The sequence below is a fragment of the Halorubrum pallidum genome, from assembly GCF_055380345.1.
On record NZ_AP043945.1, the window covers coordinates 595,394 to 621,761 of the forward strand.

General features: G+C 67.1%; 25 protein-coding genes and 1 tRNA gene. 12 read left to right on the forward strand and 14 right to left on the reverse strand.

All coding sequences use genetic code 11. From position 1 onward, the window contains the following. Positions 1 to 192: 192 nt before the first annotated feature. On the forward strand, positions 193 to 792 hold the full coding sequence (sod, locus tag ACZ45C_RS04590) for a superoxide dismutase (RefSeq protein WP_460559397.1): 600 nt from the start codon (positions 193 to 195) through the stop codon (positions 790 to 792). A 100-nt stretch (positions 793 to 892) separates the two neighbouring features. Here the strand turns inward: sod and ACZ45C_RS04595 are convergent, their stop codons facing one another. The 4 genes from ACZ45C_RS04595 to ACZ45C_RS04610 form a co-directional block, all read right to left on the reverse strand. Further along, positions 893 to 1,912 (reverse strand): CPBP family glutamic-type intramembrane protease, encoded by a 1,020-nt coding sequence (locus ACZ45C_RS04595; protein ID WP_460559399.1) that lies wholly within the window; start codon positions 1,910 to 1,912, stop codon positions 893 to 895. Positions 1,913 to 1,993: 81 nt separating this feature from the next. After that, positions 1,994 to 2,569, reverse strand: a complete 576-nt coding sequence (locus ACZ45C_RS04600) for an NUDIX hydrolase (RefSeq protein WP_460559401.1) — start codon at positions 2,567 to 2,569, stop codon at positions 1,994 to 1,996. 22 nt (positions 2,570 to 2,591) lie between these two features. Then, complete coding sequence (locus tag ACZ45C_RS04605) at positions 2,592 to 3,035, reverse strand: hypothetical protein (protein WP_460559403.1); 444 nt, start codon at positions 3,033 to 3,035, stop codon at positions 2,592 to 2,594. 104 nt (positions 3,036 to 3,139) lie between these two features. Then, a complete protein-coding gene (locus ACZ45C_RS04610) occupies positions 3,140 to 4,636 on the reverse strand; it encodes a DNA polymerase Y family protein (RefSeq protein ID WP_460559405.1) in 1,497 nt (498 codons plus the stop codon). Positions 4,637 to 4,775: 139 nt separating this feature from the next. Here ACZ45C_RS04610 and ACZ45C_RS04615 point away from each other — a divergent pair, with 139 nt between their 5' ends. The 4 genes from ACZ45C_RS04615 to ACZ45C_RS04630 all read left to right on the forward strand — a co-directional run bounded on the left by ACZ45C_RS04615 (position 4,776) and on the right by ACZ45C_RS04630 (position 9,101). Next, positions 4,776 to 6,578, forward strand: a complete 1,803-nt coding sequence (locus ACZ45C_RS04615; RefSeq protein WP_460559407.1) for a PAS domain-containing protein — start codon at positions 4,776 to 4,778, stop codon at positions 6,576 to 6,578. 157 nt (positions 6,579 to 6,735) lie between these two features. Further along, complete coding sequence (locus tag ACZ45C_RS04620) at positions 6,736 to 8,049, forward strand: MFS transporter (RefSeq protein ID WP_460559409.1); 1,314 nt, start codon at positions 6,736 to 6,738, stop codon at positions 8,047 to 8,049. Between the two features lie 34 nt (positions 8,050 to 8,083). After that, on the forward strand, positions 8,084 to 8,362 hold the full coding sequence (locus tag ACZ45C_RS04625) for a zinc ribbon domain-containing protein (protein WP_460559411.1): 279 nt from the start codon (positions 8,084 to 8,086) through the stop codon (positions 8,360 to 8,362). 67 nt (positions 8,363 to 8,429) lie between these two features. After that, a complete protein-coding gene (locus ACZ45C_RS04630; protein ID WP_460559413.1) occupies positions 8,430 to 9,101 on the forward strand; it encodes a phosphate ABC transporter permease in 672 nt (223 codons plus the stop codon). 73 nt (positions 9,102 to 9,174) lie between these two features. On the opposite strand, the gene ACZ45C_RS04635 is transcribed toward ACZ45C_RS04630, so the two are convergent. The 4 genes from ACZ45C_RS04635 to ACZ45C_RS04650 all read right to left on the reverse strand — a co-directional run bounded on the left by ACZ45C_RS04635 (position 9,175) and on the right by ACZ45C_RS04650 (position 13,297). Next, positions 9,175 to 9,435 (reverse strand): PRC-barrel domain containing protein, encoded by a 261-nt coding sequence (locus ACZ45C_RS04635; protein ID WP_460559415.1) that lies wholly within the window; start codon positions 9,433 to 9,435, stop codon positions 9,175 to 9,177. A 123-nt stretch (positions 9,436 to 9,558) separates the two neighbouring features. Continuing rightward, positions 9,559 to 10,416 carry a 3-hydroxyacyl-CoA dehydrogenase family protein gene (locus ACZ45C_RS04640; RefSeq protein WP_460559417.1) on the reverse strand — a complete coding sequence of 286 codons (858 nt, stop codon included), beginning with the start codon at positions 10,414 to 10,416 and terminating at the stop codon, positions 9,559 to 9,561. Positions 10,417 to 10,563: 147 nt separating this feature from the next. Beyond that, positions 10,564 to 12,252 (reverse strand): histidine kinase N-terminal 7TM domain-containing protein, encoded by a 1,689-nt coding sequence (locus ACZ45C_RS04645; RefSeq protein WP_460559419.1) that lies wholly within the window; start codon positions 12,250 to 12,252, stop codon positions 10,564 to 10,566. Between the two features lie 103 nt (positions 12,253 to 12,355). Next, positions 12,356 to 13,297: a UbiA family prenyltransferase gene (locus ACZ45C_RS04650; protein ID WP_460559421.1), complete on the reverse strand. Its 942-nt coding sequence runs from the start codon at positions 13,295 to 13,297 to the stop codon at positions 12,356 to 12,358. A 249-nt stretch (positions 13,298 to 13,546) separates the two neighbouring features. Between ACZ45C_RS04650 and ACZ45C_RS04655 the strand changes: the two genes are divergently transcribed. The 3 genes from ACZ45C_RS04655 (at position 13,547) to ACZ45C_RS04665 (ending at position 17,271) form a co-directional block, all read left to right on the forward strand. Continuing rightward, on the forward strand, positions 13,547 to 14,350 hold the full coding sequence (locus tag ACZ45C_RS04655; protein ID WP_460559423.1) for a class I fructose-bisphosphate aldolase: 804 nt from the start codon (positions 13,547 to 13,549) through the stop codon (positions 14,348 to 14,350). A gap of 3 nt (positions 14,351 to 14,353) precedes the next feature. Then, complete coding sequence (locus tag ACZ45C_RS04660) at positions 14,354 to 15,274, forward strand: class 1 fructose-bisphosphatase (protein WP_460559425.1); 921 nt, start codon at positions 14,354 to 14,356, stop codon at positions 15,272 to 15,274. A gap of 119 nt (positions 15,275 to 15,393) precedes the next feature. After that, the gene (locus tag ACZ45C_RS04665; protein WP_460559427.1) at positions 15,394 to 17,271 is read left to right on the forward strand and encodes an acyl-CoA carboxylase subunit beta; all 1,878 of its coding nucleotides are present in this window, start codon (positions 15,394 to 15,396) and stop codon (positions 17,269 to 17,271) included. Between the two features lie 264 nt (positions 17,272 to 17,535). On the opposite strand, the gene ACZ45C_RS04670 is transcribed toward ACZ45C_RS04665, so the two are convergent. Genes ACZ45C_RS04670 through ACZ45C_RS04690 form a run of 5 tightly spaced genes read right to left on the reverse strand, consistent with a single transcriptional unit; the run spans position 17,536 to position 21,628 of the window. Next, positions 17,536 to 18,003: a PTS fructose transporter subunit IIB gene (locus ACZ45C_RS04670; protein ID WP_460559429.1), complete on the reverse strand. Its 468-nt coding sequence runs from the start codon at positions 18,001 to 18,003 to the stop codon at positions 17,536 to 17,538. Then, positions 18,000 to 19,688, reverse strand: coding sequence for a phosphoenolpyruvate--protein phosphotransferase (gene ptsP / locus ACZ45C_RS04675; protein WP_460559431.1), 1,689 nt, complete (start codon positions 19,686 to 19,688; stop codon positions 18,000 to 18,002). The genes ACZ45C_RS04670 and ptsP overlap by 4 nt, the downstream gene beginning before the upstream one ends. A 4-nt stretch (positions 19,689 to 19,692) precedes the next feature. After that, positions 19,693 to 19,953, reverse strand: a complete 261-nt coding sequence (gene ptsH1 / locus ACZ45C_RS04680) for a phosphocarrier protein HPr (RefSeq protein ID WP_460559614.1) — start codon at positions 19,951 to 19,953, stop codon at positions 19,693 to 19,695. After that, positions 19,953 to 20,420: a PTS sugar transporter subunit IIA gene (locus ACZ45C_RS04685; RefSeq protein ID WP_460559433.1), complete on the reverse strand. Its 468-nt coding sequence runs from the start codon at positions 20,418 to 20,420 to the stop codon at positions 19,953 to 19,955. Before ACZ45C_RS04685 ends, ptsH1 begins: the two co-directional genes overlap by 1 nt. A 53-nt stretch (positions 20,421 to 20,473) precedes the next feature. Next, positions 20,474 to 21,628, reverse strand: coding sequence for a PTS fructose transporter subunit IIC (locus ACZ45C_RS04690; RefSeq protein ID WP_460559435.1), 1,155 nt, complete (start codon positions 21,626 to 21,628; stop codon positions 20,474 to 20,476). Positions 21,629 to 21,991: 363 nt separating this feature from the next. Between ACZ45C_RS04690 and glpR the strand changes: the two genes are divergently transcribed. After that, positions 21,992 to 22,753: an HTH-type transcriptional regulator GlpR gene (gene glpR, locus ACZ45C_RS04695; protein WP_460559437.1), complete on the forward strand. Its 762-nt coding sequence runs from the start codon at positions 21,992 to 21,994 to the stop codon at positions 22,751 to 22,753. Then, on the forward strand, positions 22,750 to 23,673 hold the full coding sequence (pfkB, locus tag ACZ45C_RS04700) for a 1-phosphofructokinase (RefSeq protein ID WP_460559439.1): 924 nt from the start codon (positions 22,750 to 22,752) through the stop codon (positions 23,671 to 23,673). Before glpR ends, pfkB begins: the two co-directional genes overlap by 4 nt. A 173-nt stretch (positions 23,674 to 23,846) precedes the next feature. Here pfkB and ACZ45C_RS04705 read toward each other — a convergent pair. Beyond that, positions 23,847 to 23,917, reverse strand: a tRNA-Gly gene (locus tag ACZ45C_RS04705). A gap of 126 nt (positions 23,918 to 24,043) precedes the next feature. On the opposite strand from ACZ45C_RS04705, the gene ACZ45C_RS04710 reads away from it, so the two are divergent. Both ACZ45C_RS04710 and ACZ45C_RS04715 read left to right on the forward strand, forming a co-directional pair. Next, positions 24,044 to 25,306: a PQQ-dependent sugar dehydrogenase gene (locus tag ACZ45C_RS04710; RefSeq protein WP_460559441.1), complete on the forward strand. Its 1,263-nt coding sequence runs from the start codon at positions 24,044 to 24,046 to the stop codon at positions 25,304 to 25,306. A 194-nt stretch (positions 25,307 to 25,500) separates the two neighbouring features. Next, positions 25,501 to 26,367, forward strand: a complete 867-nt coding sequence (locus tag ACZ45C_RS04715; RefSeq protein ID WP_460559616.1) for a putative RNA uridine N3 methyltransferase — start codon at positions 25,501 to 25,503, stop codon at positions 26,365 to 26,367. Position 26,368 lies beyond the last annotated feature (1 nt).

The window sequence follows — 26,368 nt, forward strand, 5'->3', positions numbered from 1 at the left end:
GGGTTCAGCGACTGATAAGTCCCGTGGAGCCGGTAGTGAAGATATATCAGAATAAGCATGATTTCTTTGAAATATTCGATAAAGTAGCCACCAAGAGACGTTAGGTGGTATTTCGAGATAGGTGTCTATCCTTACTGAAATCCGCTACAGAGAACGTTCATATCGGCCGGGGCCATACGATGCGATGTCGACATGAGCTACGAACTCGATCCGTTACCGTACGAGTACGACGCGCTGGAGCCGCACATTTCCGAGCAGGTGCTCGAATGGCATCACGACACCCATCATCAGGGGTACGTGAACGGCTGGAATTCCGCGGAGGAGACGCTGGAGGCGAACCGCGAGGCGGGGGACTTCTCGTCGTCCGCGGGCGCGATTCGGAACGTGACGCACAACTCGTCGGGGCACATTCTGCACGACCTGTTCTGGCAGAACATGAGTCCCGAGGGCGGCGACGAACCCTCGGGCGCTCTGGCAGACCGGATCGAGGAGGACTTCGGCTCGTATGACGCGTGGAAAGGCGAGTTCGAGGCCGCGGTCTCCGGAGCGGGCGGCTGGGCGCTGCTCGTATACGACACGTTCTCGAACCAACTGCGCAACGTGGTAGTGGACAAACACGACCAGGGGGCGATCTGGGGCGGCCATCCCATCCTCGCGCTCGACGTGTGGGAACACTCCTACTACCACGACTACGGCCCCGCCCGCGGCGAGTTCGTCGACAACTTCTTCGACGTCGTCGACTGGGCCGAGCCCGCCGCACGCTACGAACAGGCCGTCGAACGCTTCGAGTAATCGGGGACCCCCCGGACGGCCGTGGTTCAGGTATTCTCCCGTGGGCGGCTCGGTCCGTTCCGAGCGGGGACCGCCTCGTATTTCGACCTCGTTGCCTCGCTCAGACCGGCAGCACCGCCGCCCCGCCGGCGGCCGCGCTCTCCAGCTCCGGGCCGTACGCGATGACGATGTACAGGAGAGACAGCAGGATGCTGTTGTACAGCGCGTGCATCAGGGCGACGACGACGAGGTTCCCGGTGTATTCGTACACCACGCCGAACAGGAGGCTCGGGAACACGAGGAGACCGATGGCGATCAACACGCCGGACGCGCCGCCGCCGGACAGCGAGATGACGTGCGCGGGAGCGAACACCGCGCTCGCGACGACGATGGCCGGGGCGGCCGGCAGCGCCTCGCGCAGGCGGCTCTGGACGACCCCGCGGAAGAGGAACTCTTCACAGGGGCCGACGACGAGGAACATCGCGAGGACGATCGCGGGGATGATAGCCGGGTTCTGCATCGCCACCGCCGCGCCCTGATTCTGCGCGGGCTCGACGCCCGAGGACGCCACGACCGCCGACAGCGTCAGCGCGACCGCGAACGTCGCCACCGCCCCGACGACGGCGATCACGAGTCCGAGGAGGCTCGGACGTTCGATTCCGAGGTACGCGACGATCCGCTCCCGGCCGAACCCGCGGAGTCGCAGGTACGCGAGCCCGGTCCCGACGAACGCGACGTACTGCCCCACGACGAGCGAGAGCGCGAGAGAGACTCCGAGCGAGAAGCCGCCGATCAACTGGCCGACCTGCGCGAAGACGATCGAGACGGCGACGTACGCGAGGACTCCGAGCACGCCCACGCCGACCGCGGAGCCGACAGTCCTCGCGAGGGAATCGCCACCGATCGCCGGACCGTCATCGCTCGGCACGGCGCGGTCGGTCGACGCGGTACCGCCGGTCGAAACGGTGCCGTCGGAGCCGCCGCCGGGCGGTGCGGTACCGTCGGTCGGTGATCCGCCGTCGGTCGGTGATCCGCCGTCGGTCGATGATCCGCCGTCAGACGGCGATCCGCCGTCGGTCGACGATCCGCCGCCCGTCTCGGCGGCCGGGTCGTCCGGATCGCCGCTGGAGGGATCGGTCATTACCCGGGATAGGAACCGGTCACGCATAGGCCTGTTCGTCGATACGGCATCCCGCGCCCGCGGGGTGGGGGAGCCGCCCGCTCACCGTCGCAGCAGTTCGTACCACAACACGGCGGTCACGGCGCGGCCGTCTCGGAGCCCGTCGTCGACGACGGCTTCGAGGAGGTCGTCGTAGGGCACCGTCTCCACCGCGATCGATTCGTTGTGGTCGAGGTCGCGGTCGGCGGTCGGTTCACAGCCCGTCGCGAGGAAGTGGTGGTGGACCGCGTTCGCCATCCCGTTCGTCGGCTCGACAGTTGTCAGCCGCTCGAACGCGGCCGCCTCGTAGCCGGTCTCCTCCGCGAGTTCGCGGGCGGCCGCGCGTTCGAGGTCGGTGGAGTCGCCGGGGTCTCCGTCGTCCTCGGGCTCGACCGTCCCCGCGGGGAGCCCGCGGTTCACCCGCCCGACCGCCTGTCGCCACTCGTCGATCACGACCACGTCGCCGTCGGGGGTAAAGGGAAGGACCACGACCGCCGGCGGCTCGTCGACGTAGTGAAACCCGTCGGTCTCGCCGTCCGGGAACCGAACCTCGTCGCGGCGCACGTCGAACCCGGGACAGCGGTAGTCGATCTCGGTGTCGAGCGTCTCCCACGACAGATCGGCAGCGGACTCGTCCATGAGTCGCGATCGGCGCTCGGGGCTAAATAGCCGCACGCTCGCGGAGCCGCCCGACCGCCAGCGCCCCACCGACCCCTATCGCCCACGCGAGCGTCCCGAAGACGAGCGCCTGCACGCCGAGGTAGACCAGCCCGTCGAGGCCAAGCAGAGCGACGATCCGCTCCACGAGGGACCTCCCGGACAGGCCGAGGAGGTAGTGGTTCGCGCTGTATCCGAGCAGCGCGGCGTAGACGGTCGCCCACGCGGCGATCAGGCCTTCTCGGCGAACCGCGAGTCCCGCGGCCCCGAGGACGCCGACGGCGGCCGCGTGCCCCGCGAGGAACACGACGCCGCCCGAGATCTCGAATGCGCCGACCGCGTAGGCGGTGAAGACGAGCGCGAAACACGCCGGCGGCACGGCGAGCCGCGGGTCTGGACGCGGGCGATCACGCGGGGGACCGAGGAGGAGCGTGCGGAGGGAGGGCATACTCGGAGATCTCCTCGGCGGCACAAAAAATATCGTCCCGTCGGGCTGGTCCGCGGGTCGGCGAGCCGCGGTCGAGTGGCCGCCGTGTCGACCGTCGGCCGGGGTCAGTCCCAGTCGCTGAGCGACGCCTGCTCCTCTTCGACGCCTCGCGGCCGACTGGCGCTTCCGCCGTCTCCGCGCTCCTCGTCCGTCGGCTCCGCGCCCACCCATTCGGTGAGCTTGCTACCATCGCTCTCGGCGGTCGATCGGAAGGCGGTCGACTCGGACGCTCCGTCGTCGGACCGAGCAGCCGTCTCGAACCCCGAGAGCGTCGCCTGATCGCTCTCTGCGAAGTCGAGCTTCGAGACGCGCACGCCGAGCTTGCGGACCCGCACCTCGGCGAACTCGCCGAGGAGGTCGAGCGCCACCTCCTCGACGAGATCGGGGTCGTCGACGGGGCCGGGGAGGCTTCGTGCGCGGGTGTTCACCTCGAACGGCGGCTCGACGGCCTTGATACCGATGGTACGGTACAGACAGCCCCGCTCGCGGGCGCGGCGGGCCACGTCCGCCGCCAGCGCCGACACCGTCTCCCGCTTCGTCTCGTCGTCGGCGGTGGCCGGTAGCGACGACTCGCGCGAGAGACTCTTCGGGAGGCCGGTGGGCGTCACGTCCCGGTCGTCGTCCCCGCGGGCGCGCCGATACAGCGCCCGGCCGCGGTCGCCGAGTTCCGCGTCGAGTCTGTCGGGGTCGGCGGCGGCGAGGTCGCCCGCGGTCTCGATCCCCATGTCGGCGAGTGTCCGCTCCGTCACGGGCCCGACGCCGTGGACGTCGGCGGTCGGCAGCGGCGCGAGGAAGTCGGCGACCGACCCGGGCGGGACGACGACGAGTCCGTCGGGCTTGTCGGCGTCGCTCGCGACCTTCGCGGCCGACATGTTGGGAGCAACGCCGACGCTCGCCGGCACCCCCGCCTCGCGCTCGATCCGCGATTTGACGTGGCGGGCGTACCCCTCGGCGAGCGTCCGGGCGTCCGCGGGACCGGCCGCGGCGCTCGGCGGCGGACCGCTGTCGCCGGCCACCCCTCCGCCATTGCCGTCGCCGGCCACCTCTCCACTATCGCCGTCGTCATCCCCCGTATCGGACTCACTCTCGCCGCCGGCGACCGCCCACGAGGTACGGTCGGTGACGTCTAGATACGCCTCGTCGATGCTCACCTCGCGCCGGGTGTCGGCGCAGTCGCGGATGACCTCTTTCACCTCGCCGGCGACGTCCGCGTAGAAGTCGAGGTCGACGGGGAGGTACCGGCCGGTCTCCTCGGGGCCAGGCGCGTCCGGATCGTCGGGGTCAGCGTCGGCGCGGCGCGGGAGTCGCTCCAGCGCCTCCGAAATCGGCATCGCGCTCTCGACGCCGAACGCGCGGGCCTCGTAGCTCGCGGTCGCGACCGCGCCGACGGTCTCGCCGTCCTCGTATCCCATCCCGACGACCACGGGCTCGTCGGCAAGTTCGGGCCGCCGCAGGCGCTCGCAGGAGGCGTAAAAACAGTCCATGTCCACGTGGCACACGACGCGGTCGCTCCCGTCGTCGTCGGCGGCCGCGGCCGTTCCGGGGAGCGTCTCACCACCCATCGAGGGCCCCTCCGCGCTCGTCGACCTTAAGAACCGGCCACGCGCGGCGAACGCGGTCTTCGCCCGACCTGCTCGTGTCCGGTCCAGAACCGATACTCCGGCCGGTATTCGTTTATCACCGGCCGCACTATCGATCCGTATGTCCGAGCAGATCGACGTGTTGCACGTCGACGACGACCCGTCCGTGCTGGACCTGACGGCGGCGTACCTCGATCGCGAACTGACCGCGGCGGTGGCGGTGACGAGCGTCACGGACCCGGAGGCCGCGCTCGACCGGCTGACCGAGGGCGCGTTCGACTGCGTCGTCAGCGACTACGACATGCCCGGCATGGACGGGCTGACGTTCTTCGACGCGCTCCGCGAGCGCGACCGCCGTGTCCCGTTCGTGCTCTACACGGGGAAGGGATCGGAGGAGATCGCGAGCCAAGCGCTCAATGCCGGGGTCACGGGCTACTTCCAGAAAGGCGGCCCCGAGCAGCTCCGGCGGCTCGCGAACCGCGTCGAACAGGCGGTCGAGGAACATCGGACGCGTGAGGTCGCCGACCGCTACTCGACCGTCATCGACGCGCTCGGCTACCCGGTGTACGTCGTCGACGAGACTGGCGTGTTCACGTTCGTCAACGAGCCGTTCGCGGCGCTCACCGAGTACGACCGCGAGGAGATACTCGGCAGCACGCCCGATCTGATAAAGGGCCCCGAGGCGGTCGCCGAGGCCGAGAACCGGCTGGGGAACGTCCTGTCGAGCGCCGGCCCGGACGTCGAGCACTTCGGCGTCGACATCGTCCCCAAGGAGAGTGAGTCCATCCCGTGTCGCGATCACATGGCCGCGCTCCCGTACGAGGGCGAGTGTTTCGAGGGGAGCGTCGGCATTCTGCGGGACGTCTCCGACGAACACGAGCGGCGCGAGGAACTGGAGACGAAGACCCGCGCGCTCGACGAGGCCCCGGTCGGTATCACGATCACCGATCCGGACCTGCCCGACAATCCGATGGTGTACGTCAACGACCGGTTCGTCGAGATGACCGGCTACGACCGCGAGGAGGCCGTCGGCGTCAACTGTCGGTTCCTGCAGGGCGACGACACCGACGGGGAGTCAGTCGCGCGGCTCCGGCGAGCGATCGACGCCGGCGAGCCCGAGAGCGTCGAACTGTTGAACTACCGCAAGGACGGCACCGAGTTCTGGAACCGCGTCAGCATCGCGCCGATCCGAGACGACGACGGACGAGTCACGGAGTGGGTCGGATTCCAAGAGGACATCACCGCGTTCAAGGAACGCGAGGCGGCGCTGAAGCGACAGAACGATCGGCTCGACTCGTTCGCGGGAATCGTGAGTCACGACCTCCGGAACCCGCTCAACGTCGCGCGGGGACGCGTCGACCTCGCCGCGGAGACCCGCGACGGCGACGCAGAGCACCTCGCGGTCGCGGCCGACGCCCTCGACCGCATCGAGACCATCATCGATCACACGCTCACGCTGGCCCGCGAGGGCGAGTCCGTCGGCGACCCGGAAGCGATCTCGCTCGCCGCCGTCGCCGCCGACAGCTGGGGCACGGTCGACACCGGGAACTCGTCGCTCGACGTCGAGACGGACCGCGAGGTGCGTGCCGACCCCGACCGCCTGCGAAACCTGTTCGAGAACCTGATCCGCAACGCGGTGGAACACGCGACCGACGGCAACGGGAGCGACGGCGTCACGATCCGCATCGGCGACCTCTCCGACGGGTTCTACGTCGAAGACGACGGGCGGGGTATCCCGGAGTCGGTTCGCGGCGACCTCTTCGAGCCGGGGGAAAGCGGCGTCGACGGAAACACCGGGTTCGGTCTCGCGATCGTCCGCGAGATCGCCACCGCACACGGGTGGGACGTGGCGGCGACGGACGCCGACGGCGGCGGTGCTCGGTTCGAGGTCCGCGGCGTGACACAGCGCAGTGACGCCGCCTGACAGTCCCCGATATCGGGGTCTGTTGGACCACGACCACGCGGTCTGTCGGATCACGCGGGCTACCGGATCGGACAGCTGCGCGCTCGTCACCCCCGAAACCGGATCGATTCTCGGGAGGCCATAAACGCCTTTGCCGAGCTTCCCGAACCGCGAGTGAATGGGGCTACTCTCGCGGGCCGCAGCGACCGATCGCCGCGTCATCGTGTTGGCGCTCGCGCGGATGGTCGGAGCGGCCGGGAACTCGTTTCTCATCGTCGTGTTGCCGCTGTACATCGCGAGCGACCTGATCGACGTCGACGCCCTGATCGGTTCCGCGGTCGGGTTCGGCGCTGCGGAGGTGACGCTGACCGAACCGCTCCTCATCGGGATCGTGCTCTCGCTTTTCGGCTTTCTCAACAGCGTCTCCCAGCCGCTGACCGGCCGGCTCTCCGACCGGTCGGGCGTCCGGCGGCCGTACGTGTTGCTCGGAATCCTGCTCCTCGGCACCGCGAGCGGGCTCTACGTCGTCGCGGAGACGTACTGGCACCTCGTCGTCTTACGGGCGGCACAGGGGTTCGGCGCGGCGCTCATCATCCCGGCGACGGTCGCGCTCGTCAACGAGTACGCCGCGAGCGACAGCGACCGCGGGGGGAACTTCGGCGTGTACAACACCTTCCGGCTGATCGGGTTCGGCTTCGGCCCGGTGTTCGCCGGTGCCGTCGTCGAGGGCGGACCGTACGACCTCTCGCCGGTCGGGCTCCCGACGGTCGACGGGTTTGACGCGGCGTTCGTGGCGGCCTGCGCGGGGGCGTACCTCAGCTTCGCTCTGGTGTTCCTGCTCGTCCATGACGCCGCCGAGTCGAGCGCGGCGAGCGACGACCTCTCGATCCGGGTGCGCGGCGAGGACCGGCTGTTCGACCCTGTGTTCGCGCTCGGGCTGGCGACCGTCGCGATGGGGCTGTGTATCGCGATGTTCGCCACGCTCCAGAACCAGATAAACGTCCGTCTCGACCAGGCACCGGTGTGGTTCGGGATCCAGTTCGGGGCGGTCACGATCGCGAACGTCCTCTTACAAGTGCCCGTGGGACAGGCGAGTGACCGGATCGGGCGGCGGCCGTTCCTGCTCGCCGGGTTCGTGCTTCTCGCCCCGACGACGCTCCTACAGGGGATCGTTACCGACCCGATCGTGATGACCCTCGTCCGGCTCGGGCAGGGGGTCGCGGTCGCGTTCGTGTTCGCGCCGTCGCTGGCGCTCGCCGGCGACCTCGCGAGAGAGGGCGAGTCCGGGACGACCCTGTCGGTGCTCACGATGGGCTTCGGATTCGGCATCGCGCTCGGCCCGCTCGCGTCCGGGTGGCTCGTCGGCTTCGGGTTCGTCGTCCCCTTCGCGGTCGGCGCGGTGCTCGCGGCCGTCGCGCTCGTCGGCGTCGTGACGCAGGTCGAGGAGACGCTCGGCGCGAGCGACGACGCCGCGGCGGCGGCCGCCGACTGACACAGTATATACCTCGCCGACGACAATCGCGCGTGTGTCCCGCGACCGCGTCTACTGCGTCGACTGCCGGGAGCCGATCCCGAGCGACGCGCGGATCTGTCCGCACTGCGAGGCGGTCCAGCCGTCCCCGCTCGTCGACGCCGGCATCGTCGTCGCCGGCGTCTTCGCGTTCGTGTTCGGCGTGATCCTCACGGTGATGACCGTCGGGACGACGCGCATGCTCGGGTTCGTCCTACTCGTGGTCGGCTTCGGTCTCGCCATCGGGGGTTACACGCGTCACATCGACCGGCAGGCCGGCAGGCGAGCGCGGTGAGCCACTCGGACTCCAGAGCGGCGGCGACCCGCGACAATTTAAGTCCGATCGGGAGCCACGTCCGCCCATGATCACGCCACTCACCGCCGGACTCGTTCTCGTCGGGATGCTGCTCGCGTTCGTCGGTGCCGCCGTCTCCGTGTACGCGGTGACGCTGACCGGCGTCCTCGTCGGCGGCGGCGCGGGCTACGTCGCCGCGCCGAGCCTCCTCGGCATCGTCGCGGTCGACGGCGTCCTCCTGACCGGCGGGGCCGTCGCGGTCGGTGCCGCGGTCGGCGGCTTCCTCGCGTACGCCGGGCTCTCGTTTGCGGTCGTCGCCATCGGCGGGCTCGTCGGCGGCTTCGCCGGGCGGTTCGCGGCCGGCCCGACGTACGCGGCTACCGCGGGCGGCATCGAGGGGTCACTGCTCCTCGTCGGCGCGACGCTGGCCGGGATCGCGGTCGGCGCGCTCGTCGGATTCGTGGCGAGTCGAACGACGCTCGTCGTCTCGACGGCGTTCATCGGCGCGGCGTTCGCCTCCCGGTCGATCACGCCCGCGAGCCTCGACACGGCCGCCGCGGGGCCGACCGTCGAGCCGCTGCTGTTCGATCTCACCGCGCCCGCGTTCCTCGCCGTGTTCGTCCTCGGCGGGCTCTCACAGCTCGGGCTGTTCAGGTTCGGGTACGTGACCTCGCTGGTCGGGCTCCTGCCCGGCGCGCGGCGGTGGACGGCGGGCACCGAAAAGGGCGAACGCACCTGACCCGCGGCGCTCCCGGACCGCGAACCGGCTCGCCGCCGTGATGTCAACTCAAACGATCGGTAGGCGCGACCGGTCAGGCCGTTTCGTCCGGCGACTCGACCGCGACTCGCACCTCGTCGTCGGTCACTTCCTCGATCCGGTCCGGGTGGAGCGGGAACTCCGTCGCGTCCGCGTCGACCCCGCCGAGTTTCGATCGGGTCTGTTCGGAGAGCGCCGGGTCCGACTCGACGTACACCGTGTCGTCCGTCACCTCCGACACCGTCCCGACCGCCTCGTTGTTCGCCGCGACCACTCGCTTGCCTTCGTCCGCCGAAGTCGGCTGTGTTCGTGCCATTGCGAATCGGACCATCGCCTCGCCCACGGGTTGTTATCATGACCGTATCGCCGGCGTAATCGCCATCGGTGCGCCTCGGTTCGCAGCCACGTAGTTACGTCCCGCTTGGTAGTCGCGTATCACTCACTCGTACTCGTAGAATCCCCGCCCGGACTTTTTCCCGAGGTCGCCGGCGGCGACCTTGCGCTTCAGGAGGTACGCCGGCGTGTAGCGGTCGCCGAGTTCGTCGTGGAGTGTCTCGCTGGCGTCGAGGACCACGTCGAGACCGATGTGGTCAGCGAGTTCGAGCGGCCCCATCGGGACGTTCGTGCCCAGTTTCATCCCGCGGTCGATATCTCGCTTCTCGGCGACTCCCTCGTCGTACGCCCGGATCCCCTCGTTGATCCACGGCATCAGGATGCGGTTCGTGACGAAGCCGGGCTTGTCGTCGGACTCCCAGGTCGTCTTGTCGAGGTCCTCGGCGAACGCGTGCGCGAACTCGGCGACCGCCGGATCGGTACGCTCGCCGACCACGACCTCCACGCCCTCCATGATCGGGACGGGGTTCATGAAGTGGAGTCCGACCACGTCGCTCGCGCGGTCGGTCGCGCTCGCGATGGTCGTGATCGACAGCGTGGAGGTGTTCGTCGCGAGTACCACGTCACCGTCGGTCACTCCCTCGAGATCCGCGAATATCTCGCGTTTCACGTCGAGATCCTCCACCGCGGCCTCGATCACGAGATCGGCGGCCGCGAGGTCGGCGAGTTCCGTCGTCCCGTCGACGCGCTCGCGGATCGCGGCCGCTCCCTCATCGAGCGCGTCCTTCGCGTCGAGCCGCGACAGGCTGTCGTCGATGTCGTCGAGTCCGCGTTCGACGTACTCGGTCTCGATGTCCCGCATCACGACCTCGTAGCCGGCCGTCGCGGCGACCTGCGCGATCCCGTTGCCCATCGTGCCCGCGCCGACGACGCCGACGACGTCGATCTCGGAGAGCGTTCGCATGTGACCCACTGCCCCGCTCGCCGCCGTAAGCGTTGCGGGGTGCACTGACGCGTGCGGCGCGGCGGGTGCGCCGATCCGGACGCCGCGAGACCGGACCACGCGTGCCTTGGTGGCCTCTCGCTCTCGCCCGCCTTCTCTCTCCGGTCGTCACCCGTCTCTCGGTGCGGGCGTCCTCCCGTCAGAATCGCTCAACGGGACCGTCACCGTGACGATCGTTCCGGTCGGATCGGCGGACTCGAAGTCGACCGAGCCGCCGATCATCTCCGTGCCCCACTTCACGAGCCAGAGCCCGAGCCCGCTTCCGTGTCGAAGCGCGGTTTCGGTGCCCGAATCGAGTATCTCGATTTCGTATTCGTCGATCCCGGGGCCGTTGTCGACGATTCGCACCACGGCGTAGTCACCGTCGACCCACGCGGCGACGGCCACGCGCCGGTCGATCCCGTCGTTGTGAACTGCCGCGTTCTCGATCAGGTTGTTCACCACGATCGCGACGCCGCTCGGGACCATCGCGTTCTCGTCGGGCCGTTTCACCTCGAATGTGACGTCCGGGAACGCGTCGCGAGCGTCGGCGAGGCTGTCCTCGACGAGCGAATCGAGCGGAGACCGTGTCCACTCGCCGGCGGCGTCCTCGAACAGGCCGATCGCGTCGCGACCCTTCTCGCTGAGTTCGACGATCCGCATCGTCCGCCGTTTGATCGTCTCGGCCGTCTCGCCGGTGGTGCGTTCGGCGTACCCCTGAATGATGTTCGCCTCCGTCCGGATGTTGTGTCTGAGAACCCGGTTGAGCACCTTCAGCCGCTGTTGTTGCTGGAGGTACCGCGTGACGTTGTGGAGAGTGAACACGTATCCCAGCGTGCGATCGCGGCGGTCGGTGAGTTCGGTCACGGTCACGTCGTACGACTGCGCCGTCGACTCTGTCCCCACGGTCAGGAAGTCGCGGCCGCCGTCGGCCTGTATCGGGCCGCTCACGGGGAGCAGCTCGGACGCCGCGGAGCCGAGCGCGCGATCCGCGTCGACGCCGAGGATCGCGGCACCGGTCTGGTTGATCTCCACTATCGTGTCGTGACCGTCCACGACGATCGCGCCCTCGTGGATGTGATCGAACAGGAACTCCTTGGCGCGCCACGTGGGGGCCGGGTTGGCCCCGAACATTCTGAACCGCCTGATCGCACCGAGGTACGCGACGCCGGAGACTGCGAAGGCGATCGGCGTCGGGTCGATGCCCGCGGAGGGAAGCGCCCCCGCGTTATAGAGTATGTTCGTGGTCCACGGCGTCACGATTCCGACGAGCAGCGCCGCGCTCTGGCCCCGGAACGCGGTCGCGCGGCTCGACACGAGCCCGAGTATCGGGACGACTCCGAGCACGCCGAGCAGGTAGGTGTACGCCGCGGTGACCCCGTACCAAGGTCCGCCCTGTTGCGCGACGAGCGCGCCGTCCGCGGTGACGCCCGCGACCCGGACGTAGAGGAGCCCGTGGTACTGCTCGGTAACGGCGAGACACACGGTGAGGACGGGGACGACGGACAACAGCGCGACGTTTCGGCGCGTGATGTACTGGTCCCGTCCCGTGTACTCCAGCGAAAATAGGATCCACGCGACGGGGACCGTCATGACGCCGATCCAGCCGAGTTTCGTCCAGGTCAGCGTTCCGCTGACCGACTCGGCGGAGAGACTGAAGATGATACACGTCGCCCACACCGACTGGCCGCCGAGCAGCCACACGAGAGGAGTCGCGCCGGGGTTCGGCCGCTCCCGCCAGGCGAGGATCGCGGCACCGCTCCCGATGGCGACCGAGCCGAACAGGAGCGGGACGACGATCGACGTCGGAGGCAACACGTCACGTGTACACGGCACCGGAGTATATGAATCACCCGACGAGCGACAGCAAAAAAGCGGGTGCGGAGCCTCGTGTGACCGCCCGGGTCGCTGGATCGCGCGTTCAGAGCCCCGTCGTGGAGACGAGTAGCAGCGCGAACACCACGAGGTGTTTCGCTTCGCCGGCGATGGCGAGCCGTCCGGGCTCGTTCGTTCGCCCGACGAACCACGCGAGGACCAGCGCGTAGCCGAGTCCGACGAGGATCGCTCCCGCGAGCGCGACCGTGAGCGGACCGAACGCGAGCGTCAGGGCGACGAACGCGACGAGGAACAGATCCAGCCCGTACAGGGCGTGTCGCGTCCGGCGAATCCCGAAGACGACCGGAAGCGTCGAGACGCCGTCGGCGGTGTCGGCCTCCACGTCCCGCACGTTCGGGATCTCCGTGTTGACGAACGTGTCGACGAGGAAGTACACGAACACCACTGCGGACAGCGGCGTGACCGCGGCCTCGGCGAACGCGAGCGGCAGTCCGACGACCGCGATCGCCCACGCCGAGGCAACCATCGCCGAGTTTACCACGAGGATCTGCTTCAGCCGCTTGAACCGCCGACCGAGGGTCGGGAACCAGTCTGAGGCGTAGAGGATCCAGAACCCGCCGGGAAGCAGGGTGATCGCGAGCGCGATCGGGCCCCCGGTGATCGCGAGCGCGATCGCGACCCCGTAGGCACCGGCGGTGAGGAGTGACAGCGCCTCGCGGTGGCGCGTCACGAACGCGCTCCGCTCCGGGGTCGACAGCGCGTCGCTGTCGGCGTCGGCGACCCTGTCGCCGGCGTACACCGAGAAGGTGACGAGGCCGACGACGACGGGTGCCGGATTCAACGGGAGCGATAACACCACGTGAACGGTCAACACCTCGACCATCGCGATGAACACGAGGTAGGCCGAACTGTACGTCAGAACGTCTTTGATCCGGGAGGTGGCGGACGCGATCGACGAGAGCACCTCGTCGCGCCGCGAGGCGATATCGTTCGCGTGCGCCGCCGGATCGTTCGTTTTGCTAGCCATGGGTTCGACGGCGACCGGTTCGGAGGGCCGCCGTGTCGATCCTGCGCCCGAAAAATCCTCAATGGATGGGTCGATTTCGCCGTTCGAGCACCGAACACGCCGATATGTCGACCGTTCGGCAGAGGTCCGTCGATCCGGGTCGTGATACCGCGGCCGGAATCGACGTCACGGGGGACGGCTCGGACGAGGTCCGTGGCCTGTTCGAATCGACCATAGGTCTTTTTGATAACGTGACTGGAACTACGAGTGATGCTTCCAACCGCCGCCGACCCCATCTCACGAGACGGGAAATCGCTCATTCTCGCGTACGACCACGGGCTCGAACACGGCCCGGTCGATTTCGATCCGAACCCGGCGACCGCCGATCCGGAACGGGTGTTCGAGCTGGCGACGCACGACGCGGTTACCGCGATCGCCGTACAGAAGGGGATCGCGGAGGCGTACTACCCGGACTACGAGGACGCGGTATCGCTGCTTTTGAAGATGAACGGCACCTCGAACCTCTGGATGGGCGAGCCGGACACGCCGGTCAACTGCTCGCCCGAGTACGCCGCCGAACTCGGAGCCGACGCCGTCGGATTCACCCTTTACGGCGGATCGAACAACGAGATCGAGATGGCAGAGGAGTTCCGGGAGATACACGAGGGGGCACGCGAAAACGACATGGGCGTCGTCATGTGGGCGTACCCCCGCGGCCAGGGCGTCCGCAACGACACCGCCGATCGGACGATCGCCTACTCCGCCCGGATCGCACACGAGCTCGGTGCGGACATCGCGAAGGTGAAGTACCCGGGATCGCCGGACGCGATGGCCGAGACGGTCCGAATGTCGGGGCGAACGGACGTCGTCATGTCCGGTGGGTCGAAGACGAACGACGAGTCGTTCCTCCGCACGGTCGAGTCCGCGATGAACGCGGGCGCGTCCGGGCTCGCGGTGGGACGGAACGTGTTCCAGCGCGACAACCCGACGGCGATCCTCGACGCGCTGGAACTCGTCGTCTTCGAGGGCGCGTCCACCGAAGAGGCGATCGCCGAGACCGACGCGGGAGCGTGACCGATGGGCGACGCTCGCGACGCCGAGAGCGGTGCCGAACCGGACGACCCGGTCGTCGACGCGGTCTTCGACGCGGTCGCGGCCGCCGCCCCCGAGATACGCGCCGCCCTCCCCGGTCGCCGCGTCAAGAGCGGCACGGAGAACGCCTCCGGCGAGAGCGTGATGGCCGGGGACCTGTACGCCGACGAACTGCTCGGCGAGGCGATCATCGCGGTCGACGGCGTCGGCTCGTTCGTCAGCGAGGAGCGCGAGACCGCCGTCGACGCCGGCGGTGCGGTCGGAAGTGACGGGGCGTACGCGGTCGCGATAGACCCCCTCGACGGCTCCTCGAACCTCCGGTCGAACAACGCCATGGGGACCGTCGTGGGCGTCTACGACGCGCCGCTCCCGGCGACCGGACGAGATCTCGTCGCCGCCGGCTACGTGCTCTACGGCCCGATCACGACGATGGTCGTCGCCGACGAATCGGGCGTGCGCGAGGAAGTGGTCGAACCGGGCGACGACGGAGAGAGGGCCACTCGCACGGTCGTCGAAGCCGACCTCCGACTCCCCGACGACCCGACCGTCTACGGTTTCGGCGGCCGCGTGCCCGACTGGCCGGACGACTTCACCGCCTACGCCCGCGAGATCGAATCCGAACTGAAGCTGCGGTACGGCGGCGCGATGGTCGGCGACGTGAATCAGATGCTCACCTACGGCGGCGTGTTCGCGTACCCCGCCCTGACCGACTCGCCGGACGGGAAGCTCCGGCTCCAGTTCGAGGCGAACCCGATCGCGTACATCGTCGAGCGCGCAGGCGGTGCGGCCTCCGACGGCGCGTCCGACATCCTCGACGTCGAACCGAAGGGCCTCCACGACCGCGTTCCGCTCCACGTCGGCAACGAGACGCTGATCAAGCGGCTGGAAGAATCACTCGACGGCTGACACCGCTCGGCGACGGTCTCGTTTTGCACGCTCGGCTCGTCCCGAGTCGTCGGGAACCGGCTAGAGTGGCCGAATCTCTCATGGAAAATGGTTTAGGTTCTACCGCAAGTATTGCACACATGAGAGTTACTGTCGGCGCGGCGGCGACGGCAGCGGAGGCCGAGGCGATAGCCCGGTCGCTCGCGGACCACCTCGGCGTGGCCGTCGACGTACACGTGGGCGACGCCACTGAGCCCGCCGCGAGCGCCGACCCGCCGGACACCGAGTACCCGCTGGACGACGATCTGGGACCCACCGACCGCGAGCGCGACCTCCGCGCGGAGATCGACGACATCCGTGAGGGCGGCCCCGAGGAGTACCGCGACCGGCTTGCCGAACAGGGAAAGATGTTCGTCCGCGACCGGCTCGACCTCTGGTTCGGGGGCGAAAGAAGTACTCGCGGCGCGGACGACGCGAGCGCCGCCGAGGACGGTACCGACCGCGACGGCCCCGCAGGCGTGCACTTCGAAGACGGACGATTTGCCGCCTTCGACGACTGGCACCCGAACGCGCCGGATCACGGTGCTGAGGTCGGCAGCGACGACGACAGCGCCGACGCCGTTCCGGACGACAGCGCCGACGCCGTTCCGGATGAGCCCGCCGACCGCCTCCCCGCAGACGGCCTGATCACCGGTGCGGCCGAGTTCGAGGGGCGCGACGTGCACTTCATGGCCAACGACTTCACCGTGAAGGCGGGGTCGATGGCGGCGAAGGGCGTCGAGAAGTTCCTCCGGATGCAACAGCGCGCGCTGAAGACCGGCAAGCCGGTGTTCTACCTGATGGACTCTTCCGGCGGACGGATCGACCAGCAGTCGGGCTTTTTCGCCAACCGCGAGGGGATCGGGAAGTTCTACTACAACCACTCGATGCTCTCGGGGGCGGTGCCGCAGATCTGCGTCCTCTACGGACCCTGCATCGCCGGGGCGGCCTACACCCCCGTGTTCGCCGATTTCACGGTGATGGTCGAAGGGATGTCCGCGATGGCGATCGCCTCGCCGCGGATGGTGCGGATGGTCACCGGCGAAGAGATCGAGATGGACGATCTCGGCGGCCCGCGCGTCCACGCCGAGGAGTCCGGCTCGGCCGACCTCGTCGCTCGCGACGAGGAACACGCTCGCGATCTCGTCGCCGACCTGATCTCCTATCTCCCGGACCACGCCGGCGAGAAGCCGCCCGAATCCGAGACCAAACCGCCGAAACTCTCGCCCGAGGGCATCGACGAGCTGATCCCCGCGTCGCCGACCCGCCCCTACGACGTGCGCGACCTCCTCGATCGGATCGCGGACGCCGAGTCCGTCTTCGAGCTAAAATCGAGGTACGGTCCCGAGATCGTCACCGCGTTCTGTCGGATCGACGGCCGTCCCGTCGGCGTCGTCGCCAACCAGCCGACCGAGCGGTCTGGCGCGATCTTCCCGGACGCCGCGGAGAAAGCGGCCGAGTTCGTCTGGACCTGCGACGCCTACGAGATCCCTCTGTTGTACCTCTGTGACACGCCCGGCTTCATGGCCGGAAGCCAAGTTGAGAGGGACGGGATATTAGAGAAGGGCAAGAAGCTGATCTACGCCACCTCCTCGGCCACGGTCCCGAAACAGACCGTCGTCGTCCGCAAGGCGTACGGTGCGGGCATCTACGCGATGGGCGGCCCCGCCTACGACCCCGAGAGCGTGATCGGACTCCCGTCCGGCGAGATCGGGATCATGGGACCGGAGGCCGCGATAAACGCCGTATACGCCCGGAAGCTCGCCGCGATAGACGACCCGGAGGAGCGCGCCGAGACCGAGGCGCGACTCCGCGAGGCGTACCGCGAGGACATCGACATCCACCGCGCGGCGAGCGAGGTCGTCATCGACGAGATCGTCCCACCCTCGGAACTTCGCGCCGAGGTCGCAGCGCGGTTCGCCTTCTATGCAGACGTAAAAAAGGATCTCCCGGAGAAGAAACACGGAACGATCCTCTGAATCGATCCGAAGGAAGCGGACGCGTCCCGCCGTCCAGCGCCGCGAACCGTCGGTATCGGAAGTCTCGACTGTGCCGCCGATCCCGATGCCACCGCGACTCCGACCGCCGGTCCCGCGCGCCCGCGTACCCGGAGACTTAGACTTAGAGATTGACGAATAGAGATTGACGATTGACGACGCCACCCTCAAGCCGTCGAAGGCGCTTAGGATTGGGTAGTTACCAAGTCCCGATCGCGTTCGATTTGTCACCGATCGGTTGGACTGTTAAGAGAATAACCTCTTCAGTCTGGCAACAAGACCGCCGTCCGACGAGGATCGATCGGTGGACTGCGAGTCCGCAGTCGATCCGTCTGTATCGGATGTGTCGACTGTGGAAGTATCCGCTTCACTGACGGAGTCGCTCGTTCCGGCGCTGGCGTCGTCCTCGCTTTCCGCACGCTCGACGGCTTCGTCAATCATCCCGCCGGCGTCGTTGACACCGTCTTTCACCGAGCCCTTGACAACGATCTTGCCGTCGAAGCGGTCGGTCTGGACCGACGTGTCGGCCGCAATGATCACGGCGTCGGCCCCGGCAATTACATCTGGGGGAATCTCGTTTTCGGTCCCCATCGCACCTTGAACCTCAACGTGGATCTCGTGACCGCGCTCCTCGGCGGTGGTCTTCAGATTTTCTGCGGCCATCTGGCTGTGCGCGATGCCCGTGGGACAGGCGGTGACTGCTGCGAAGTTCATGGTTCTTGATCAAGTATACGGCGTACTTCCTCTTTAGTGCTTGCCGCGAGGGCCCGGTCGGCACTATCGCGGGCGTCGGCAGTGTCGATAGCCTCAATTCGTGTCTTCACGTCCGGAATCGTTACGGCACTCATGCTCAGTTCATCGAGACCGAGCCCAACAAGCAGTTCCGTCAGCTCGGGATCACCGGCCATCTCTCCACACATACCGATCCAAGCGTCGTTGTCGTGGGCGGCTTCGATACTGCGGTTGATCGCCCGCAGGACGGGCGGATGGCGCGGGTCATGGAGGTGGGCCACGGCGTCGTTCTCGCGCGCTGCGGCCATCACGTACTGTGCGAGGTCGTTGGTCCCGATGCTGAGGAAGTCCACGCGCGAGGCGAACTCATCGGCCAGTAGCGCGGCTGCGGGCGTCTCGACCATGACACCGAGTTCTGGTCGTGCGTGGGGAACCCCCTCGTCGTCGAGATCGCTCGCTACCTCGTCGACCCGTTCAAGCGCGGCGTCGAGTTCTTCGACGGTCGCGACGAGTGGGAACATCACCGAAAGTGTGCCGGTTCCCTCGGCAGCAGCCCGGAGCAGCGCGCGCAGTTGCGTCTCAAACAGATCGTCGTCATCGCTCAGCGACCGCCTGACGCCGCGGTTGCCCAAGAACGGGTTCTCTTCGTCGGGCAAATCGAGGTACTGAACGGGCTTGTCTCCTCCCACATCCAGCGTACGGACGACGACCCGACCCTCGGGAAAGGCATCAAGCGCCTCCACGTACGTCTCGACCTGTTCGCTCTCGTCGGGTGGCGACTCACGATCGAGGAAGAGGAACTCGGTGCGGTAGAGGCCGACGCCGTCGGCCCCCTGAGCGTCGGCCCCCTCCAGTTCGGCGGGGGTTCCGAGGTTGGCGGCAACTTCTATCTCGCGACCGTCGGCCGTCTCGACGCGCTCGGTTGTGACCTCAACGTCGCGTGATGCCGAGACGCGCGAGCGCGTTCCCTCGTCGGGATCAACGACCACGGCGTCGTTATTGGCGTCGACGGCGACCTCAGCGCCGCCCTCTATCTCCGCGAGGTCGCCGCCGACGCCGACGACGGCTGGGATGCCCAGCGAGCGCGCGAAGATCGCCGCATGAGAGGTACGCCCGCCGGTCATCGTCGCGAAGCCGGCGCAGGTATCAGGGTCGAGCCGAGCCGTGTCGCTGGGCGTGAGCCGCTCGGCTAGCAACACGGTGCCTTCCGGGAGTTCCGCGAGGTCAACGCGCTCGCCGCCCGAGAGGAGTCGGAGGAGCCGGTCGCGGATATCTCGCATGTCGTCGGCGCGTTCGGCCATCATTCCCTCCATCCCTTCGAACTGCTCGATGGCGGCGTCGAACGAGCGGGCGACACCGGCTTCGGCCGCGGCGCCGTCCTCTATCGCGTCCTCGACACCGTCGATAATCTGGGGGTCGTCGAGGAACTGCAAGTGAGCGTCGAACACGGCGGCCTCTTCTTCGCCGACGCGCTCGGCAGTGCGCTCGCGCTCGGCTTCGAGCTCTTCGCGAGCCGCGGCGCGGGCCTCGTCGAACCGTTCGTATTCGGTTTCGGGGTCAGCGCCGGCCACGTCCTCCGGATCGGGATGATCGCTGGGGCGATACCAGCGCGCGGTTCCCAGTCCAGACAGGGGCGTGGCACCGACGCCGTCTAGGGTCCGGTTCATGTTCTTACTCCTCCGGTGTCGTAAGGACGTCTTCGAGCGCCTCGATCGCGGCTTTCTCGTCAGGGCCGTCAGCCGTGAGCAAGACGTCCTCGCCGGATTTGACTCCCAACCCGGTAACCGCGAGCATGCTCGCAGCGTTGACGGGGTCATCGCCGTTCGCACCGACGGTTATCTCGCTGTCGTAGTCGTTTGCCGTCTCGACGAACTTCGAGGCCGGACGGGCGTGCAGGCCGTCTTCTGGGACGACCGTAACGGTCCGTTCGATCATTGTTCGACCGCCTCCAGTACGATATCTCGGACGCGATCCTCCGATTCGGCTTCGTGGAGGTTCTCGCGCGTTTCCTCATGCATCAGTGAACGAGAGAGCGAACTGAGCATTTGGAGGTGCGCCTCTCCGCCCTCTTCGGGGACCAGAAGCATGAAGATCAGTGTCGCCGGCTCGCCGTCCATGGCGTCGAAGTCGACTCCGTCCGAGACGCGGGTAAATACGATCGTCGGCGAGCGGACTGCACCGCTTTTCGCGTGGGGAATTCCGATCCCCATACCGACGCCGGTCGTCGATTCCTCTTCGCGGGCGAGCACGTCCTCAACGGCTTGATCACGGTCAGAAACGCGATCGGCGTCGACCGCGAGATCAAGCAGGAATTCGATGACACCGCGCTTGTCAGCGGGAGCGCCCTCGAGAGCGATCAGGTCTGTCGTCAGTGGGGTGTGTTCCGAGTTAGAGTTCATACGTGTGTGCTGGGTTGTTATGGTGTAAATAGGACTGTGGTAGATGGTCTCGATCAGGCGGCAGTGTCGACCTCCGGTTCGTCTGCAACGTCATCTTCGTGATCGGGCTTGAGTATCGCGACGACACCCGCGGTCACGAGCGTTCCCAGCGCGATGCACGCGAGGAAGCCGACGATGTTCCCAGCGACGAAAATCACGAAGATGCCGCCATGGGGTGCGGGCATCCCGACGCCGAGGCCCATCGCGGTACCGGCGGCGACCGCGCTTCCAGCCATGATGCTCGGGATCACGCGTAGCGGGTCAGCGGCGGCGTAAGGAATCGCGCCCTCAGTGATGAACGAGAGACCCATCGGCACGGCGGCGACGGCGTTTTCTTTCATCTCGGGCGCGAACTTGTGAGGCACAACGAAATTCGCCAGCGCCAGTCCCAGCGGGGGCGTCATCCCACCGATCATCACGGCGGCCATCGGGCCGTAGATGCCGTCTGCAACTAGTACGGTGCCGAAGACGTACGCGACTTTGTTCACGGGACCGCCCATGTCAAAGGCCATCATCGAGCCGAGGATCAGGCCGAGCAGAACGGCGTTGGTTCCCTGCATCCCCTCGAGTGTATTGGTCAGCGCGGAATCGACTAGCGCGATGGGAACGCCGAGCACGAAGATGACCAGGGGCGCGAGCAACGCGGTCGTAAACACGGGTATGACGAGGATCGGCATCATTGGCTGGAGCGACGACGGGACGGACCAGCCTTTGATCCACTTCGCCACGTAACCGGCAAGTAACCCGGCCACGATGGACCCGAGGAACCCTGCGACGGCCCCCTCAGAGGAAATACCGACCGTTGAGCCCGCGGCATCGATGATCGCGGGTTGTTGGATCGCATACGAGAGGATGAACCCCGGTGCAAGTCCGGGCCTATCGGCGATGGCGTACGCGATGTACGCGCCCAGAACGGGTATCATGATCGTGAGGCCGAGTCCTCCGATTTCAGCAAAGTACCATGCTAGTGAGCCGGACGCGAACGCGTCTGCGGTCTCGATATTGCTCGCAACAAGTCCGAAGCGCGATTCCACGAGGAACGCCAACGCGGTGAAGATCCCGCCGATTGTGACGAACGGAATCATGAAGGAAACCCCTGTCATGAGATCCTCCTTCACCGAGGTGACGTGTGAACGGAGCTTGCTTTCTGCCTGATCTTTTGTTGCCATTGTCGCTCTGAACACTACTACTTCCACATGTGAAAAAGTATTTTCGAATGTGCTTGTTTTCTACTGGAATGGGGCCGTTCAGCGCGATAACAATCATTGTGGAGACACGCCAACCTCTAAAATGACGTTTTGAACGCTATTCGACCGACTGGGAGCAGTGTTTGTATGCTAGTGGAGAGATACCATGTGACATAGTCTGCAAAATCAACCACTCTCATACGCTATATCGACAGTTCAGTTCCCATATAATCCGATTTGAGCACCCTTTGTTCAGATGATATTTTATTCCAATCATATTCGGTCGAAAAGTGTGATAAACAGTTATAGCAGTGGGTACCAACGTGTCGAACGAGCGGACAACCCATGCTACCGGAAGTACGCCAGCGAAAGATCGTCGAACTCGTCTCCGAGCGGGACGGCTGTTCGGTCGAAGAACTCTCCGAGAAGATGGACTGCTCGAAGGCGACGATCCGGCGAGATCTCAATGAGCTCGCGGACCGCCAACTTCTTGAGCGCTCCCACGGCGGTGCCGTCCCTGCGACCTCGGTAGGTCAGGAACAGTCCTACCGCCAGAAAGAGGTCCAGAACCTCGACGCCAAGATCAAAATTGCCGAGCGAGCAGTCGAGGAGGTCCACGACAATCAGGTGGTGTTCTTCGATGCCGGATCGACGACGATGCAGGTCGCAAAGCAACTGCCCGCCAACGACACGGTACTGGCGGTCACGAACTCCCCGTTACAGGCGATACAACTCGATGACGATGGCACCGAAGTGAAGCTCACCGGGGGGTCTCTGCGTCGCCCGACTCGCGCGCTCGTGGGGCCGAGCGCCGAGCGGTTCATGGAGCGGATGACGTTCGACGTACTCTTCTTGGGAACGAACGCCATCAACGCGGAGGGGGGCCTCATGACGCCTAACGAGGATGAAGCACGGATCAAAGAGCTGATGATCGAGAAATCACACCGGGTCGTGCTGGTCGCCGACGGATCGAAGCTGGGTGAGCAGAGCTTCATCAGCTTCGCAGACATCTCCGACATCGACGTGTTCGTCACCGATGTCGACGTCCCGACCGACCTCGCCGAACAGTTCGAGAGCGCCGATGTCACGCTCGCGGAGGAACGATGATAGTCACGGTAACATTCAACCCCGCGGTCGATCACACGATTCAGGTCGACGCCATGCCGAAGGCAGGTACTGTCGCACGCACTGACGAGGCGCAGTTTGACGCCGGTGGCAAGGGAATCAACGTCTCGCAGTACCTGACCGGCCTCGGGGCCGATACCGTGGCGACGGGGCTGGTCGGAGACTTCCTCGGTGAGTACATCCGAACCGAACTCGACACCGCCGCGATCCAGACCGATCTCGTCGATATCGACGGGCAAACGCGGCTCAACACAACGATCCTCGCCGACGAGGGCGAATTCAAGATCAACCGCGACGGGCCGACCGTCGGCGTCTCCCTCGTCGGCGACGTGATCGACGCCGTCGAGCGACACGACCCTGAGATGGTGCTGGTAGCCGGGAGCCTCCCACCGGGGCTCGGTCCCGAGGCCATCGATCGGATCGCCCAAGCCGACGAGTGGAACACCGTTGTCGATGTCGGTGGCACAACACTCCAGGCGCTTGCCGCCGAGTACGCGCTCTGCAAGCCCAACCGGGAGGAACTCGCCGACGCCGTCGAACAGACGGTCGAAACCGTCGAAGACTGCGTCGTCGCCGCGGACACGCTTCGCAAGCGCGGATTCGAGCGCGTCGTCGCTTCGTTAGGTGACGACGGAGTCCTGCTGGCGAGTTCTGATGCGCTGGTCCACGCCGCCGCCCTCGACGTCGACGTGGCCGACACGGTCGGCGCTGGCGACGCGATGCTGGCCGGCGTGCTCTCGGAACTCGTCGAAACCGGCGACGAGGAGTCGGCACTACGCCGCGGCGTCGCCGTCGCCTCGCGGGTCGTCGCGAACACCGGGACCACGGTTCCCTCGTTTTCGAACCTCGACGCCGCGGAGAACCGCGTCGAACTGACCGACTACTCTTCGCTGCGCGAGTGACTGACCGGACGTCGGTGACCATCGCGCCGGCGTATCGGTGACGGACGGTGTCCGACCGCAAGGAGTGCACCGGCCGAGATTTGAACTAGGGAAAGACGGTCGGCTCGCTTCGCTCGCCGCTGCGCCTTTCTGAGTTCAAACTCTCGGTGATTTCTCTCACTGTGTTCGAGAAATGCACCGGCCGAGATTTGAACTCGGGTTGCAACCATGGCAAGGTTGCGTGATACCACTACACTACCGGTGCGTGCTTCGCACTCGATTATAGTCCGAGTGGGAGATATAAGGGTTCCGAACGATGGTCGCCGACGCCCGTCGCAAGCGTCATGCCGTTCCCGACCAACCGGTCGATACGAATCGCCGACCCCGCTGTATGACGGACTCCGACACCCCGCCGCGCGCCGACAGACGCACCGCCCTTCGAGCGACTGCCGGCCTCGCGACGCTCTCTCTCGCCGGCTGTCTCGGCGGCGGCTCCGACGACGCCGCTGTGGACGGCGACGACTCCGCCGACGATGCATCGGACGACGGCGCGGACGTGGCGTACACCGTCGAACGCGTCGCGGAGGGGTTCGAGAACCCGTGGGGACTCGCGTTTCTCCCCGACGACGGCCGACTGCTGGTCACGGAGCGCCCCGGTCGGCTCTCGCTCCTCGACCCCGCGGACGGATCGGCGGTGTCGGTCGCGGGCGCGCCAGAAGTGTTCGCGCGCGGTCAGGGCGGACTGCTCGACGTCGCGATCCACCCGTCGTACCCGGACGATCCGCGGGTGTACCTCACGTACGCGGCGGCGGACGACTCGGGCGCGGCGGCGACGCACGTCGGGAGCGGTCGACTCCGGTTCGACGGCTCCGATGCGCCCGCGCTCGACGGGTTCGAGTCGATCCGCGTCGCGGAGCCGTTTCTCGACTCCGAGTTGCACTTCGGATCGCGGGCGACGTTCGGTCCCGACGACGCGCTGTTCGTCACGGTGGGCGACCGCCGGGACACGGCGTTCGGTCCGGACCACGTCTCACAGGACCGGTCGAACGAGCTTGGGTCGACGCTCCGACTGACGGCCGACGGCGATCCGCACCCGGACAACCCGTTCGTCGACGACTCGGACGCGCGCGACACGATATACAGCTACGGTCACCGCAATCCGCAGGCGATGGCCGTCCGCTCCGAAACGGGACGGGTCTGGCAGTGCGAGCACGGCGAGCGCGACGGCGACGAGATCAACGTGATCGAACGCGGCGGCAACTACGGCTGGCCGGTCGCCAGCGAGGCGTGCAACTACGGGACCGACGAGCGCGTCGCCCCGAGCCACCGCGAGCGCGGCGACGTGGTCGCGCCGGTGCACTACTGGCCCTGCGGCTCCGGCGGGTTCCCGCCGAGCGGTGCGGTCTTCTACGACGGCGACGCCTTCCCCGAGTGGCGCGGCGATCTGTTCGCGGGAACGCTCGCCGCGCAGTACCTCGGTCGCTTCACCGTCGAGGGCGCAGGTCCCGCAGACGTCGCGGTGACCGAGCGGGAGCCGCTGCTCGCCGATCGCGACTGGCGCGTTCGGGCGCTCGCGGTCGAACCGACCACTGGCTACCTCTACGTCTCCGTCGACGACGCGGACGCGCCGGTGGTCCGACTCGCTCCGGCTTGACTCCCCTCATCTTCGGCCTGATCCTCCGACGCGGAGCGGGGTCTCCTCCGGCCCACCGGCAGCCGTGTGACGCGTTCGCTCGGATCGCGAAGTGAATCGCCTGTCAGGGGCCGTGTGAACGCCCCACAGCCCGGAAACGGGACCGCTACCCTTTTACGATGTCGTCCGAAATCGAGGAGTACAGTCTCGCCACGATGCGTACCGAAGACGGACTCACGATCTGCGTTCCGTCTTCGGTCGTCCGGGAGGCCGAGGATACTCGCGAGGCGACTCGCAAACTCGGCTACGTCGCCCGTGCGGCGGCGGTGTTCCGGGCGGATCGACTGGTCGTCTTCCCCGACAGGGAAGGCGAACGGCGACGGGGCGGTGAGTACGTCCGCACCGTACTTGGGTACGCCGCGACCCCGCCGGGGCTCCGAAAGGACCTCTGGGGGGAGCGCGACGAACTCCGGTACGCCGGCGTGCTCCCGCCGCTCCGCGTGCCGTGGCGGACCGGCTCGACCCCGAGCGGGGAAGAGTCGAAAACACAGGGACTCGTGACCGAGGTCGGACCTGAAGGCCGCGTCCGGGTCAATTCCCCGCTGCGGGAACACCCGATCTCCCTGCTCGTTCCCTCCGGAATGGAGGTCGAGCAGGGGGAGCGCGTCACCATCAGGGTCTCTTCGAGAGAACCGGTCCGCGCCCGCATCACCGGGAAGCCGGAGGACGGTTTCCAGGTCGTGGACGCGGACCTATCGGAAGCGCTCGCCGGCGACGGACTGGCCGTCGCGACGTCGCGACACGGGGAGGAACTCTCCGTCTCGCGGCTCGGCGGCATCGTCTCGGACTCGCGGGAGGCCGGCGGCTACACCGTCGCCTTCGGCGCGCCCGAGCGGGGGCTTCCGGAGATGCTCGGGCTGTCGCCCGACGACATTCGGACGGCCGTCGCCGACGGCCGCCCGGTCGAACCCGATCCGGGGTTCGACCTCTGGCTGAACACGATCCCGGCACAGGCGAGCGAGGTCGTCCGGACGGAGGAGGCTCTGTTCGTGACTCTCGGCTCGCTCACACTCACGGAGTAAA